At 70.2% G+C, this 15,633-nt stretch carries 6 protein-coding genes; 4 read left to right on the forward strand and 2 right to left on the reverse strand.

The features are described from left to right. Positions 1-63: 63 nt before the first annotated feature. Entirely contained in the window at positions 64-4,446 is a 4,383-nt protein-coding gene (locus ACIBO1_RS23330) for an AAA domain-containing protein (protein WP_396749945.1), read from the forward strand. Between the two features lie 122 nt (positions 4,447-4,568). Here the strand turns inward: ACIBO1_RS23330 and ACIBO1_RS23335 are convergent, their stop codons facing one another. Together ACIBO1_RS23335 and ACIBO1_RS23340 are read right to left on the reverse strand one after the other, a co-directional pair. Continuing rightward, positions 4,569-11,336, reverse strand: a complete 6,768-nt coding sequence (locus ACIBO1_RS23335) for a hypothetical protein (protein ID WP_396749947.1) — start codon at positions 11,334-11,336, stop codon at positions 4,569-4,571. Between the two features lie 510 nt (positions 11,337-11,846). Then, positions 11,847-12,827, reverse strand: a complete 981-nt coding sequence (locus ACIBO1_RS23340) for a LysR family transcriptional regulator (RefSeq protein WP_396749949.1) — start codon at positions 12,825-12,827, stop codon at positions 11,847-11,849. Positions 12,828-13,053: 226 nt separating this feature from the next. Here ACIBO1_RS23340 and ACIBO1_RS23345 point away from each other — a divergent pair, with 226 nt between their 5' ends. Genes ACIBO1_RS23345 through ACIBO1_RS23355 form a run of 3 tightly spaced genes read left to right on the forward strand, consistent with a single transcriptional unit; the run spans position 13,054 to position 15,529 of the window. Then, complete coding sequence (locus ACIBO1_RS23345) at positions 13,054-14,046, forward strand: glutamate ABC transporter substrate-binding protein (RefSeq protein WP_396749951.1); 993 nt, start codon at positions 13,054-13,056, stop codon at positions 14,044-14,046. A 20-nt stretch (positions 14,047-14,066) separates the two neighbouring features. After that, positions 14,067-14,738: an amino acid ABC transporter permease gene (locus ACIBO1_RS23350; protein ID WP_396749953.1), complete on the forward strand. Its 672-nt coding sequence runs from the start codon at positions 14,067-14,069 to the stop codon at positions 14,736-14,738. Next, complete coding sequence (locus ACIBO1_RS23355; protein WP_396749955.1) at positions 14,735-15,529, forward strand: amino acid ABC transporter permease; 795 nt, start codon at positions 14,735-14,737, stop codon at positions 15,527-15,529. Before ACIBO1_RS23350 ends, ACIBO1_RS23355 begins: the two co-directional genes overlap by 4 nt. Positions 15,530-15,633 lie beyond the last annotated feature (104 nt).

Consider the following 15,633-nt stretch of genomic DNA (forward strand, 5'->3'; position numbering starts at 1 on the left):
GAGACGGAGAAGTCCGGGCGGGCCGCCACGGAGACCGCCGACGTCACGCTGGCACCCGCGATCGTGCTGCGTCGTCGCAACCACGGCCTCGTCGACGTGCTGGAGCGGATCCGCGAGCAGCTGATCGACTCGGAGACCGTGCCAGAGGGCATCCTCCCCCTGGTAGACCCCGACCACCGGCCGGCGGTGGAGACTGATCGGGCACCGGGCGCGCTGGTGGCCGTGGACGACGAGATGTACCTCCCCCTCCCGGTGAACGACCGGCAGTTGCAGATCCTCCAGCAGGTGGACCGCAACGCCCAGACCCTGGTGCAGGGACCACCCGGAACCGGCAAGACCCACACGGCGGCTGCCCTGCTCAGCCACCTGCTCGCTCAGGGCAAGCGGGTGCTGGTCACGGCGCAGACGGACCGGGCCCTCAAGGAGGTACGGGCCAAGCTTCCCGAAGCGATCCGGCCCCTGTCGGTCGCGGTGGTCGGGGCGTCGCGTGAGGACATGGCCGATCTCAAGGTCGCGGTCAACACCATCTCGCAGCGGGCCATCGACTTCGTTGCCGATGACTCCGCGCGTGCCATCCAGCACCACCTGGACACCATCGACCGCCTGCGTCGGCAGCGGAGTCTGCTCTATCGGCGGCTCGTCGACGTGCGCTCGGCCGAGGTGGTGGTGCACGAGCAGGGTCCCTACCGGGGAACGCTCGCGGCGATCGCCGCAGCGCACCGTGCCGACGCGCCGTCGTACGGATGGCTTCAGCCCCTGGTGCCCGCCAAGCCTGACGACCGACCTCCCCTCGACGCGGCGGAGATGGCCGAGTGGCTGCGGCTGTTGCGCGACCAGCGGCTGATCGCGGACGAGGTGCCCGCTCGGGACACGCTGGTCGACCCCGCGACGCTGGTGCCGCCGGCCGACTTCGCGGCGACGGTCGCTGCCGAGACCCAGGCGCGTATCGCGCACGAAGCGCACCGGAACGGACGAGAGCATTCCGCCTTCGCCGCGATTCGCGCGCTGCCACCAGCGGAGCGGGCCGTGCTGCAACAGCAGCTGCACCAGCTTGCCGACACCGCCGACGAACTCGCCCGGCGTCGGGAAGCCTGGATGGCGGAGGCCCTGGCCGACGTGGTGTCCGGCCGGGGACAGGTGTGGCAGAACCGGGCCGGTCAGGTGCATCAGCTCACCGCCCAGGCGCACCCACACGTGCAGATCCTCGGTATCACCGAGGTCAGCTCGACCGGCCCCGAACTGGCACCGCTGGTGTCGCTCGCAGCCCACCTGCGGCAACACCTTGGCACTGGCGGGAAGGTCAAACTCGCAGCCGACGGGACGCCGGCTCTGGGATTGTTGGCGGCGAAGCCGGTGAAGGCGGCACGCGATCTGTTCACCCACGTCCGCGTCGACGGCCGTCCACCCACCTCGGTCGAGACCATCGACTCCTTCCTCGCCTGGACCGAGGCTGGCCGGCTGCTCACCGCCTTGGACCGGGCGTGGCCGGCCAGCGTCGTCGTGCCGCCCGAGGACACCTTCCAGGAACGCCTCGCCTGGCACGTCACCGAGCTCGATCAGCTGCGGCGAGTGCTCGTACTCGGTGCCCAACTCGCCGAGCTGGAACAGCGCCTCGCCGCCCGACGCCTGCCGCGCCCACGATGGACCGACCTCGCCGCAGTACGCGCCTATGCGTCACTCGTCGACGCGGCGGCGGCTGACGACCTGCTGACCGTCGCGCGGGCTGCGGTTGACGCGACGGTTGCCCCCGTCGCCGCACTCGTGCACGATCCCGGGGCGTCACCGACGCTGCCCGCCCTGGCGAAAGCCGTCGCCGACCGCGACATCGACGGATATGCCGTCGCAGTTCATCGACTGGCTCGGCTGGTCGAGGTGCGCGCTCAGGTGCAGCACCGCGAGGACCTCGGCGCCCGGCTTCGTCAGCACGCCGACTGGGTGCACGATGCGATCGTCCTCAGCCCCGACGACGGAGTGTGGGACAGCCGCCTGGACGACTGGGAGCGTTCCTGGGCGTGGGCTGTCGTGGGCGCGTGGCTGGCCGACCGGCAGGTGGCCGACCTCAACCGGCTGCAAACCGAGATCAGCGGCGTCGAGCGGACGATCCGCGAGCATGTCGAGGAGCTGGCCGCCGAGCGCGCCTGGCGGCACGCCGCGTCGCCGAAACGGATCAGCGGCTCGGCCCGGGCGAACCTGCAGCAGTACGGGCAACTGGTACGCGGCCTCGGCAAGGGCACCGGGAAGTACGCCCACCTGCGGCGTGCGGAGATCCGCCAGGCTATGGATCGTTGCCGCGCCTCAGTACCGGTGTGGATCATGCCGATCTACCGCATCGCCGAACAGCTGCAGGTGCAGCCGAACATGTTCGACGTGGTGATCGTGGACGAGGCGTCCCAGGCCGGACTGGCCGCCACGTTCCTTCAGTACCTGGCTCCGAAGATCGTGGTGGTCGGTGACGACAAGCAGGTGTCGCCTGCGGCAGTCGGCGTCGACCAACAGCATCTGCGTGACCTCGCGGCGCAGTACCTCTACGACGACCCGTACCGCGCATCGTGGCAGGATCCCAAACGGAGCCTCTTCGACGAGGCCAAGATGCGCTTCACCGGCCTCATCCCGTTGACCGAGCACCGACGGTGTGTCCCCGAGATCATCAACTTTTCCAACCGCATCGCCTACGAGCCGGAGAACATCAGGCTCATCCCGGTACGCCAGTACGGTGCCGACCGTCTCGAACCGATCAAGCCCGTGTACGTCGAGAACGGCTACGTACGAGGAACGACCGCGAAGATCAATTCGCCCGAGGCCGAAGCCCTCGTCGAACAGATCGTGGCCTGCACCCAAGACTCTCGTTACGACGGGCTGACCTTCGGTGTCATCTCGTTGCAGGGGCCGTACCAGGCCAAGGAAATCCAACGACTGCTGCTGGACAAGCTCGACCCGGCCGAGTGGGAGCGCCGGGACCTGCGCTGCGGTGACTCGGCAGACTTCCAGGGATCCGAGCGCGACGTCATGTTCCTCAGCATGGTCGCGGCGATCGAGCCGGAGACACGTATCGCTGCGGCCACGAGCGAGATGTACCTCCAGCGCTACAACGTCGCCGCCTCCCGCGCCAAGGACCAGATGTGGGTGTTCCACTCGGTGCGACCCAGTGACCTCGGCAATCCGGAGGACATGCGCCATCAGTTGCTGGACTACTGCTACGGCGTGGCCAATCGACCCAGCGAACACGAAGGCGTTGTCCTGCCCACCGATGTGCCGGAAGACGAGCGGGTTGCACCGTTCGACTCGCTGTTCGAGCAGCGCGTCTACAACCGCGTGGTGGGGCGCGGTTTCACTGTCGTACCGCAGTACCCGGCGATCGGTTACTCGATCGACCTCGTGGTGGTCGGTCCGCACGGCCGGCTCGCCATCGAGTGCGACGGTGACCACTGGCACGGCCCGGACCGCTACGAGGCGGACATGGCCCGGCAGCGGGAGCTGGAGCGCTGCGGATGGGAGTTCTTCCGGATCCCCGAGTCGGCGTTCGTCGTGGACGAAGCGTCCGTGCTGGGCGAGCTGTGGGCGACCCTGGAACGGCGCGGCATCCGCCCCTCCGACTGGGTCGACCCGCTCGACGATAAAGGACCGGTTGCAGGTCCCCTCAGATCCACTGACCCGGCTTCGGCTGTGCGCACCAGCCCACCGGCCGCCACCCGCCGGGTGGAAGAACGGTCGCGACCCAGTTCCGTGGATCTCGCCTCGGGCCTGGAGTCACGACCCGAGCCCCAAGCCCGGCCGGTGCTTCCAAGCGATTCCGTTCCTGATGGGCGAGAGGCGCATACGACGAACCCGGTGGGCATCGAGACTGCCGGAGCGACCGTCGAACCACTGCGGCAATCTCTTCCACCTCGGCCGAACGCCGTCGAGACGTCGACCACGCTCGGATCAGTCAGCCTTGTGCCCTACGAGACGTATCGCGGTGCCGCGCCGCGACCGAACGACCCAGCACCCACCGGAATGCGCGAGGCGCTGCTCGCCATCGTCGAGTGTGAAGGACCGTTGATCGGTGAACGTCTGCAGACCGCTTACGTCAAAGCCGCCGGTGGACACCGCGTCACTCGAGTGACGGCCAGTGCGATCAACAAGGTCATCAGCGCTGCCGTCCGTCGAGGGCTGCTCGTTCAGGACAATCCGCTCGAGGAGGCCGGTGTTCAACCCTGCACATACCGGCTGCCCAGCCAGCCCTCACGCGTGCTGAGGACGATGGGACCTCGCACTCTCGACGAGATCCCGCCCGCAGAGCTGGCAATGGTCATGGCTACCCACGCAGAGAGGATCGACTGGGCCAATCGCGAGATGGTCTTCCGGGCGACGCTGGAAACCTACGGGCGCAAGTCCTTGACCGAAGTCGCTGCGGCTCGATTGAGGAAGATCGAGGCCCTGGCTCGCAAAACCACCATCGTCTCGTAGAACCGGCGGCTGCCCGTCGACGAACATGTCCGAGTGCCGGTCGGGAGTAAGGAAGGGTCCCCTACTAACGCCTCGTGTATAGAAAGGGTCCCTTCCTTACATCGCGGCAGAACTCGTCGGCATCAGTAGCCGCACGAGGCGATCAGCGCGGCCAGGTGGTCGAGTCGGGCTGACGTGGACGAGAGCCGGCCGTCATGGTGCAGGCTGGCGGCCAGCGGCGTACCGCTCCACCAGGCCGAGTCGGTCCGCGACACCCATTCCACCCGCAGCGTTGGGTCGATCAGGCACTGCACGCTCGTGATCACGTCGTCGATGCTGCGGAGGACCTCCTCGTCGCGGTCCTCATCGGGAACCCGTCGGGACAGCTCCAGGACGACGGCGACCGCCGTGGCGATGACGCCTTCCACCCGTTGGCTCGTGCTGGTGCCGCCCGCCAGGACCAGTGCGGCGTAGTCGTCGTACGACAGTCGGCGGTCGAACACCGCGCGAAGCAGGAATCGGCCTGCGTGGGGATCCCGCCACTCCGGCTCGCTCCGCGTGAGGTAGGCGAACATCTGCCCGGCTGACAGCCCGGCGACCGGAGGATGTGGGCTCCACGGGTCGGTGACGACCGGTGCGGCCACCGCCTCACCCGGGGGTGCGGTGTCCTCGCGGGCGGCCAGCTCACGCCGCAGGAGCACGGACATCGCGGCGAGTTCCCGAGCGGCGCGGCTCTCCGCCCACATCTCCTCCAGCACCCGGTTGGCGATCCCGCGCCGCGTGCTGTGGGAATCGGCCACCCCGAGCTCGTGGCGCACGCGATCCGAGTCGCGTCTGATGCGCTCGGCCACCTGCCACGGACCAACCTGGTCGAGCCAGGTCAGCACGCCCCCCGGGCGGCCCTCGGCGGTCATGGTCTGTTCGAGCGCGTCGAGCAGTTCAGGGCGTACGAGCCGCTCCCCAAGCTGGTCGAGAATGGCCTGCCGCTGCGGCCAGGTGTTGGTGGAGAGCCACCGAGCCAGATCCCGTGGCAGCGGTGGGCGTGCCACCGTCCGACTCGCCTCGACCGCTGCGGTCACCAGGTCGGCGGTCGGTCGTTCCCGGAACAGCTCGCGCCGACCGCCCGTGCCGCGAAGCTCCCATACGGTGTCCAGGGCCACCCGGTCCTTGTCGACCGGTGCCGGTACCCGCCGCAGGGTCACCACCGCCGCACGGTCGAGCCACGCCTCCAGCAGCGAGTCGGCGCGCAGCACCGCGACGACCACGCCACGCCCGTCCCACCAGGCGAGCCGATCCACCGCCTGACGAATCGCCGCGACGACGGAGGCGTGCTGCGGCTGTAGCGGGGGCGTGTTGACGATCACGACGTGCCGCTGCGCTCCCGCCGCCCGCACCGCCTGCGTCAGCGAGGCCAGCGCCAGCTCGTCGCGCGGTCCCGGCGGTGCACCGGCAAACCAGACCCCGTCCACGGATCTGATCTCCTCGGGCATCAGCGGGTCGTCCCGGACAGGGGCGGCGACGACGACCGCCGGACCGCCGTCCGCGCGGACCGTCGACGCGACGGACGGTGGGGCCGCCGACGTGGACGGCAGCTCGGCCGGCGTCTGCTCCGCGCCGGTCTCGACCCCGAGGGGCGCGACGTCGTCGTGCGCGATCACCACCGCCGGTTCCACGTCCACGTCCATCGACGCGATGCGCGGTGTACGCGGTGTGGAGCCCACCGGTGAGGCCGACGCGACCTCCAGCGAGGCGATGCTCGGCGAACGCCCCGGCGGTGGCGGCGCGACGTCCAGCGAGGTGACGCTGGGCGTACGCGGCGGCGGTGGCGGTGTGACGTCCAACGAAGCCACGCTCGGTGCGGGCGTCGGCGCGACGTCCGGGGCAGGAGTGGGTGGTTCCGGTGCCCTGGGCGTGACCACCTCGACCGATGCCGGGACGGGCGGGGCTTCCGTGGTGCGCATCTCGATGTTACCGACGACCCACCGGACCCCGTGGGGACCGTCGACCCGGACCACGGCGACGGCGACGACCTGGTATCCCGGTGTGCCGAGCCCGGCGGCCGACTCCATGGGGGTGCCGAACCGGAGGATCTCGCGGCGCTGCGCCGAGCCGCCGACGCCCTGACCGTGCGGCGCGTCGACCCCGAGAACCGGCACCGTCGGGCCACCGGTGTTGGCGACGTCACGGGTCAGCGGGTGGGCGTCGCCGAAGGTCATCGTCGGGATCACCGACCCGACCACGGTCGTGGTGAAGCTGTCGGTGTTGGCGTTGATGCCGTCGATGGCCACGTTGCGGCTGGAGCTGGCGGGCCGTGGGGAGAAGAGCGCGAACTGCAGCGACGTACCCGGCCTGCCCGCACGGCCCAGCAACCGGCCCACCGCGGCGGGTTCCAGCATGGTGACCCGGCCCGTGCGGGCGAGGCTGGACAGGCGGGCGAAGATGCCCTCGGCGGACGTGGAGTTGTGCAGTTGATCCTCGTCGGCCAGGGACGGGTCGACGGTCCGGATGGCCTGGGCGAGCTGCGTGACCGCGTCGAAGTCGTACACGGAGAACGGTCGGCTCGGCCGCCAGGACGGGCCGGTCACCAGGTCACGGACCGATGCCGGGATCTCCAGCTCGATGACGACCGCGTCGGTGGGCGGGGGTACGACGGAGGTCGGGGCGGAGGTGAGCAGCAGTGGCGAGACCCGCCGCTGGTCCGCGACCCGGACCCGCGGTGTCTCCGCCTCGCTGAAACGCAACGTGACCAGGGCCGCGAAGGCGCGGGACGACTCACCGACCGCACTGAGCGTCGGCAGGTTCGGCCAGGCCAGCCGGACGAGACGGCCCGGGGTGAGCAGCCCGTTGAGCGCGGCCCGGCCCACCCGGACGACGAGGGCGTCGTCCAAAGGCATCGAGCGTACGGCCACGCCGAGCGTGTAGGGGACACGGTCGAACTGGGTGGTGGCGATCGTCCGTTCCCAGGTGCGGTACTCGCGCAGCGACGTCGCGGTCTGCACACGCTGGTGCTGGGTGCCGATCGAGAGAGTCGGCTGTGCCTGGTGGCCGTGCTGCTTGGCCACCGGGGAGAAGGCGGCGCTGTTGCCGACGACCCGGGTGACGCTCTCCTTGCTCGCGCCCGGGGTCAGCAGTGAGCCGCCTTCGCCGGACGAGTGGGCCAGGATGGTGTCCAGGCCCGCGCTGGACGAGGTCGGCCTGCCTCGCCGTGCCGTGAGCTGGGTGGCGTCCTCCACCGGCTGCGCGCGGAACTCGACCTCCACCAGCCGTGGCCCGAGCCACGACCGGTGCACGAAGTGGAACGAGGCGCGGCCCTCGGGGCCGATGTTGATCAGGGTCCGCAGCCCCAGGGTGGACGTGTGGTCGGCGATCCGCGATCGGACACCGGGCAGGTAGGCGGCGTGGCCGGGGCGGGTCACCCCCGGTGCCTGGGCCTCGACCAGCGCGCGGACGTGGGTGCGCAACCGCGGACGCGGACCCCGGGGGAGCACCGCGGTGGCCACGCCGAAACCGAGCCTGCCGTGGCCGTGCACGAACCAGGAGGGCAGCGTGCGGTCGGCGATCGCGACGGTCTGCGGGTCGGCCGGCGCGACGCCGGGGATCTGCCGCAACTCCGGGTGGTTGAGCAGGTCGTTCTCGACGAGCAGGAACTCCACGGCGTCGGGTAGCTCGACCACCACCTGCCACTCGGAGAACGGCCGGCCCGCGAGCGTCCCGGCCACCACGTTGCGGACGCCCTTGGTGACCGTGATCAGATAGACGGCCTTCGCCGAGAAGCGGAGCACCGTGACGTCGTTCTCGGTCGTGACCCGGAACGCCATCGTGTTGTCGCTGAACGTCGTGCGGGTGTCCGTCCGTCTGAGATGGGTGTACGTCCCGGACGGCACGAACTGCGTGACGCTGCCGTACGTGCCGGTGAGCGTCGTCGGCAGCTCGTACCCGACGCTGTCCTCCGCCGTCTGCGACGAACCGTCGAAGGACTGCAGCCAGCTCTCCATGTCCATGACGCCGGGCGCGGGCAGCAGTCTCACGTCGGTGAGATAGCCCTCGACCGTCACCGACACGTCGGTGCCCGACACCATGCCGTGCCCGCCGATGTTCTCGGTCACGTACTGGTTGTTGAAGACCTGCAGGGCGTTGGCCACCAGGTGGTGCGGCGACAACGCCGCGTGCGCCACCTCCTGCGCCATGGTCTCCGGTCGGTCCAGCGGCTCGCCGATCGTCCGCCGCCGCAACCACGCCCACCCGGACATCGCCGTCTCGCCGAGCCATCGGGCCGTGCGACCGCCCCACGGCCAGACCATCCGGTTCTCCGGGGCCGGGGCGTCGTCACCGAGGGCCGCCACCGGTGCGATCGCGTCGTCGACCGGGAAGGCGCCGGGCATAGGGAGCGGTCGATCAGTCTCGGCCGCACCCGGCAGCCTGCGTGGGGGCCGCACCGGCTGCATCTCCAGGTCGCCCCCGACCGGCGGCGCCGCCACCTCGTCGACCGGGTACGCCCCGGGCATGCGGGGGAGTACGGCGGCGGGCTGGTCGGCGGCGGCCGTGTGGCGTCCGGCCCCGATGAGGGTTTTGACCACCGCCCGGATCACCCGGCTGCCCTCCACCCGGTCCACGTGCGCCAGGCTGGGCAACCGCAGCACCCCGTTGCGGTAGATCACCTCGTCTGGTTGGTCCAGGCTGGTGCGATCCTGGTCGGTGACACCCCGTGGTGCGGGATCCCGGTGCGGGCGGATCTCCGCCGGCTCGGCGAGCGTGCGGTAGGTGGGCACCGCCAACACGAACGTTCCGTCGGCCTCGGCCGGCGGGGGCGAATCGCCGTGGCTCCACGAGATCTCCAGGCGGAACCGTACCGGCACTCGGAACGCCTGCGAACCGTCACCGGTCGGGTTGAGGGCGTACGACTCCTGTCCGAACCCGATGTTGGTGTCGGTGATGGTGGCGGGCCGGGAGAAGCGGTTGACGCCGCCGGAGAGACCCTGCACCGGCCGATCCGCCTCGGTCGTTCCGGTCGGGTTGGTGGAGGAACCGGCGACGCCACCGTTCCAGCCGAACGGCGAACGACTACGACCCTCGCTGGCAGGCAGGGTCGAACCCGTCCAGTTCAGCGTCTGGACGTCGGGCAGGAACAGGAAGTGGGCGGCTCCTCCCTGGGGTCCGCCGGTGAAGCGGCGTTCGGCGACGATGCGCGCCTCGACACGCTGGATCTCGCCACGGACCGGGAGTTCGAAGACGATCGGGTAGCCGCCCTCGATCATCTCGTCCACGGCGCCGCGCAGCCCCACACCGGAGCGGGCCACGTCGAGCTTGCGCGCGTTCACCAGGCGCTGCACCCTGGTCGCCTCGTCGGTCAGCTTTTCCAGCGCCGACTCGTCCTCGGGCGGCAGGAAGCCGTGCTCCGTCAGCCAGGTCTCGACCGCTGCGAACAACGCGTCGTCGGCCGTGACCCGCAACGGTGTGGTGGAGACGCCGATCGAGCGGAGCTGCGCGATCTCGGGCGGTAGGTAACGCGGCGTGGTCGGTCGTCGGGCGACGAGATCGGCGGACGGCACCCGCAGGATCGCCCGGTGCGGCTCGCCGGAGCCCAGCGGCGTCTCCGGCTCGGGGCGGGCGGCGACACCGGTCGCGCGGACCAGTTCCACCTCGAAGATCACGTCGACGGCCTGCGGGATCAGCGGCTTGCGCACCCGCAGCGAGTGCGAGGTGCGCGCCCCACCACCCGATCCCAGCGTGTGCGACACCTGGTGCCGCGCACCGACCTGCCCCCGGACGGACCCGCCGGTCGGCTCGGTGTCGGGAGCGGCCGGCGACGCCGACATGCCGAGATTCGCGAAGACGTCGACGCCGACCGCGTTGGTGACCTCTGCCGAACCGTCGACCCGCAGGATCCGCAGCACGTGCGACTCCAGCACGGCGTCCTGCGTCGGTGGACCGGTGACCTCCCGTGGGACCAACGTCGTCCGCATCCGGAGATATCCGATGACGAACCCGTCGTCGTCGAACAACAGCGGCGACGGGTGGCTGCCCGTCCACGACAACGGGATGTTGGCGCGCAGGCTGTACTCGCCGAAGAACTCCCACAGGTCCCGTCTCGACGCCTTCGACAACCCGGGAAGGTGCGGCCGGAACGACGTCATGACGTCGCGGAAGATCAGGTCGGCGTTCAGCACCGACTGCACACCGAACAGGGGCACGTCGGTACGCAGGATGTCCAGCGGCGCCGGGACGAGCGGCTCCGCGTCCGGGCTCGGGGTCTCCACCAGGTGTTTCGGGAACCACACCGTCAACCGCTCGGGCGGTGGGCTCTCCAGGTCGGCCCACGGACGGCTCGCGTCGTCGCCCATGCGTAGCTGCCACCGCATCCGGTAGCGGTAGGGCCACGAGCGCTCGCGACTGCGCAGCAGCGTCAGCGCCTGCACCGCGCCGGTGACCGTCGCGGAGGTCGACGCCTGGTTGTACGTCACGGTCGGCTGCACCGTCAGCGCCATCCGCCCCAGTACGCCGCCGCCGTCCGGCGACAGCGGGTGCGAATAGGTGAACGGCACGCGTACGGTCCGCAGGTCGCTTGCGCCGCCGCTCTCCGCCACCTCCCATCCGCCGAACGCCCAGCGCTGGAGCGTGACGGGTGGGCCGTCGGGCATCTGCTCGATGTCGGGGTCCGCTTCCACCGCGTCGCGCAGCAGCACCCGCAGCCACGGGGTCCGGTCGCCGTCGGCGGGGCTCGACAGCGGCAACCCGGTCTCGCTGCGGATCCGGGGCCATTCGGTGAGCAGGTAGTCCGAGGTGAGGCGCCGTTCGAGGTCCGCGTCGGGGGGAGCGTGCGAGCCGCGCGTACCGGCCGCCGCCTTCACCTGCGCGAGCAGCCACTGGACCACGGCCTCGGGCACCGGCGCGATGTGTTCGAGTCCCTGCATGCCGTCGAACCGCGACCCGTACTGCCGTACCGCCTCGGTGATGCCCCGGCGTGTGGACGCGGGCGTCGATTCTTCCCCGGATTCGTCCTGTGGCGATGTCAACCGCTGGTTCCCCCTTCATTTCCGGCGGTCCGCGCACCGGTTCACCGCCTGAGGGCACGATCGATCGCAACGGCGAAGCGATGCGATCGAGGAATGCGCTACCCGCGCATGAGAAATGCAGGAAAGACTGCCGGAGCGAAGAAACGCGCCGCGATGTCGAAGCCACCGACGGCGCTATCGAGAAGCCGTGTGCGGCTTCGTCGTCAAGCTCAGCCGGTGGTGCCGCAGAACCAAAGGCTTTCGACGGAACGGCGTCGAATAGGACACCTGCTTGCACTCATGACGACAGGCTAGGTCCGGCGGCGGCGCGATGTCAGCAAGTGTGATCCAATGCACCCGTTAACCTATAGGCTAAGTAGGAGTTGCGGGCGCGCCTCGCCCCCGCGCTGCGCGCGCCCGCAGCAGCCCCTACGCCGCTTGGAGCCCAGGGCGCTGGACGCCGATCGGGGCCGACCGCAGGCGGCCCCGGAGGGTGCGCGCGGCCGTGCGCAGTTCGCGAACCGTGTGCGCGACCGGTGCCTCGCGCAGGACCTCCGGCGACGCCAGTGCGTAGATCCGACGCTGCGGCCAGTTGGCCAGCGGCCGGACGCGCAGCCGACTGTCGAGGTGGGCCGAGATGGCCAGCTCGTTCATGAGGGTGATGCCGACGCCGCTGGTGACGAGGTTCTGGATCGTGACATGGTCGTCCGCGGTGGCCACCAGGCGGGGTTCGAAACGCGCCGCCGCGCAGGCGGCGAGGAAGCGGTCCCGCACCGTCTCCATGACCCACGGCTCGTCGGCGAGGTCGGCGAAGTCGACCTCGTCACCGCCGGACGTCTCCCGGGCCAGCCAGTGGTCGGCCGGCACCACGACGCACCGGCGATCGGTCATCAGCGAGACGCGGCGCAGGCCACGCTCCGCGTCGGCGGTGCCCTCGTTGCTCCAGTCGCAGAGCAGGCCGACCTCGATCTTGCCGGACCGCAGGAGCTGCGCGGCCTCGGGTGGTTCGACCTGCTGCACGACGAGTTGCGGTGCGGGGTCCGCGTCGCCGTCCGGGGTGCTCCGGGCGAGCCGGTCCAACAGCCTGGGAACCAGGGTGGCGCAACTGCTCCGGAACGCCCCCAGACGGACGGTGTCGGCCCGCTGCTCGCTCATCGCCCTGAGCTCGGACTCGGCAGCCGCGAGGGCGGTCAGCACGATCTCGGCGTGGTCGGCCAGCCGGCGGCCGGCCTCGGTCAGCACGATTCCTCGTCCCGCCCGCATCGCCAGTGGCGCCCGGGCGGCGCGTTCGAGAAGCCGCATCTGATAACTGATGGCCGGCTGGGAATAGCCGAGTGCCTTGGCGGCAGCGGTGTACGAGCCATAGCGCGCCACCTCGGCCAGGATGAGCAACTGATGCGTGTCCAACACGAGCTGAATCATAAAGACCACTTATGAATGCTCGGTGACGTTTTGATTGGACGTTCGGCGGCGTCGGCCCGATGCTTTGTCCGCGGCCTGATCCGGCTGACCCTCGCTATCGGACGGTGCCAATGCATCCGTCGGCGGCACCGTCCTGTCCACGACCGACCACGAACGGCCCGCGTTCACCGGGGCACCCCCGCGCAGTCCCCGGGCACCCCTGAGGAGAGACATAGTGGAATCGTCAACCGCCCTGGCCGCTCGCGGCCGACGCCGGCCCTCGGGCCGACGGGCAGTCGTCCTGGCCACCGCCGTGGCGCTGGCCACCGCCCTCGGCGTGACCGCGGGGTGCAGCTCCGCCTCCCTGCCGGCGCCGCCCGGGACCGCTGCCGCCGACGGGGGAGCGGGTGGCGAGTCGATCGAGAAGATCCTGGCCGACGCCCCCGTCGCGGATCCGGCCGATCTGTCGGCCGGTGGTCGGGCGGCCACCATCAAGCAGGCGGGCACCCTGCGCGTCGGCGGCACCGCCACCGCAGCCCTGTTCTCGCTGAAGGACCCGACCACCGGGAAGGTGTCCGGCTTCGACGCCTATCTGGCCCAGCTCCTGGCCAAGTACATCACCGGGACGCCGTCGGTCGAACTGGTCCAGGTGACGGCCCAGACCCGGGAGCTGTTGCTGCAGAACGACACCGTCGACGCGGTGCTCGCCACCTACACCATCACCCCGGCTCGGGCCGAGAAGATCAACTTCGCTGGACCGTACTTCAACTCGGGCACCTCCATCCTGGTGAAGAAGGCGGAGGCCGGCATCACGAAGCCGTCGGACCTCGCCGGCCGGACGGTCGTGACCCAGGCCAACTCCACGGCGGTCAACACTCTCAAGCAGGTGGTGCCGGACGCGAAGCTGCTGCTGCTGGAGACCAACGACCAGTGCGTCCAGGCGCTTCGCCAGGGCCGGGCCGAGGCGTACGTGCTCGACCAGGCCATCCTGCTCGGCAACGCGCAGCGCGACCCGCAGGTCAAGGTCGTCGGCGAGCCGTTCACCGAGGACCCCTACGGGATCGGGTTGCCGCCCGGCGACGCGCAGTTCAAGACGTTCGTCAACGGATGGCTCACCAAGATCATCGAAGCGGGCCTGTGGGACCGGATCTGGAAGCTGACCGTGGGCACCGCGATCGAGGGCGAACCGCCGGCCCCGCCAGTTCTCGGCTCCGCCGCCGGAAGCTGAGCGCGATCCACGTGTCGTACGTGTCGGAGGTGGCTGGGTTCCCGCTGGTCGACGGCGTTCTCAGCCACCTCGGCCGGCTGGGAGCCGGCCTCCTGGTCACCATCGAGCTCACCGCGGCCTCGTTCGCGGGCGCCATGGTCCTGGGGACCGTGGTGGCGATCATGCGGATCGTGCCGGTGCCGCTGCTGAGGTTCTGCGCCGCGATCTACGTGCAGTTCATGCGCAACACGCCGCTGCTGGTCCTGCTGGTGCTGTTCGTGTTCGGGCTGCCCGAGATCGGGATCCTGTACGACCTGTTCTGGACGGTCACCACCGCGATGGCGATGTACGGGGCGGCACTGATCGCCGAGACGATCCGGTCCGGCATCCGGACCGTACCGCCCGGTGAGGCCGAAGCGGCCCGGGCGCTGGGCATGACCACGGCACGCAGTCTGCGCCACGTCATCCTCCCGCGCGCCTTCCGCTCGATGGTCCAGCCGCTGGGCAACATCTTCATCGCCATCGCCCTGAGCAGTTCCCTCGCCGCGGCGGTCGGCGTCACCGAACTGACCGGCGAGACCGACCTGATCAACCTGGAGTTCGCCGACGCCGGCCCGACCTTCCTGGTCAGCACGGCGCTCTACCTGATCCTGACCCTGAGCATCGGCTTCGTCACCGGGCTGCTGGAGAAGAAGGTGGCGATCGAGCGATGAGCGTGTCCGAGCAGGCCCTGTTCGACCAGCCGGGTCCCCGGGGCCGGCGATGGATCCGGCTGGCGACCATCGGCACCGCCGTGCTCCTCGTCGGCCTGTTCTGGCGGGCGATCACCGAATTCCACGCCCACGGCCAGCTCGACCCCGCCAAGTGGACGATCTTCGGGCAGTGGCCCGTGATGGCCTTCCTGCTCCGGGGTCTCGCGGCGACCCTCCTGGCCGCCGGGGTCAGCGCCGTCATCGCCGCGCCGTTGGGGTTCCTGGTCGCGCTCGGCCGGCTGTCCCGGCGGCGGGTCATCCGGTGGCCGGCGGTGGCGTACGTGGAACTGTTCCGCGCGGTGCCGATCCTGCTGCTGCTGTTCGCCTTCCTGATCCTGGCGCCCCGCTTCGGGCTGCGGCTACCGATCTTCTGGCAACTGGTCGTCCCGATCGTGGTCTCGAACGTGGCCGCCCTGGCCGAGATCTTCCGCGCCGGCATCCTCGCCGTCGACAAAGGACAGACCGAGGCCGGGCTCTGCGTGGGTCTGAGCCCGGCGGCCACCATGCGACTGGTGGTGCTTCCGCAGGCGCTGCGCCGCGTCGCCCCGGCGCTGGTGACGCAGTTCATCCGCCTGCTCAAGGAGAGCACGCTCGGTTACGTGGTGAGTTTCCTCGAACTGCTCCACGCGGGTCGGGTGCTCGGCGAGTACACGCACGCCCTCATCCAGACCTATCTCGTGATGACCCTCATGTTCGTGGCGGTCAACGCGCTGCTGTCGTGGCTCGCCGCGGTTCTGCAGCGGCGTAGCTGACCGCCCGCCCTAATACTCCAACGTCACTTCGCCTGTCTGCGCTGGTAGTGGGTTCGTCGGGCGCGGGCTTGGGATGTTCGTCGCCAGACCGACCAGTGCAGGGT

This window comes from Micromonospora sp. NPDC049903 (genome assembly GCF_044460945.1).
In the GTDB taxonomy this organism is placed as follows: Bacteria; Actinomycetota; Actinomycetes; order Mycobacteriales; family Micromonosporaceae; genus Micromonospora.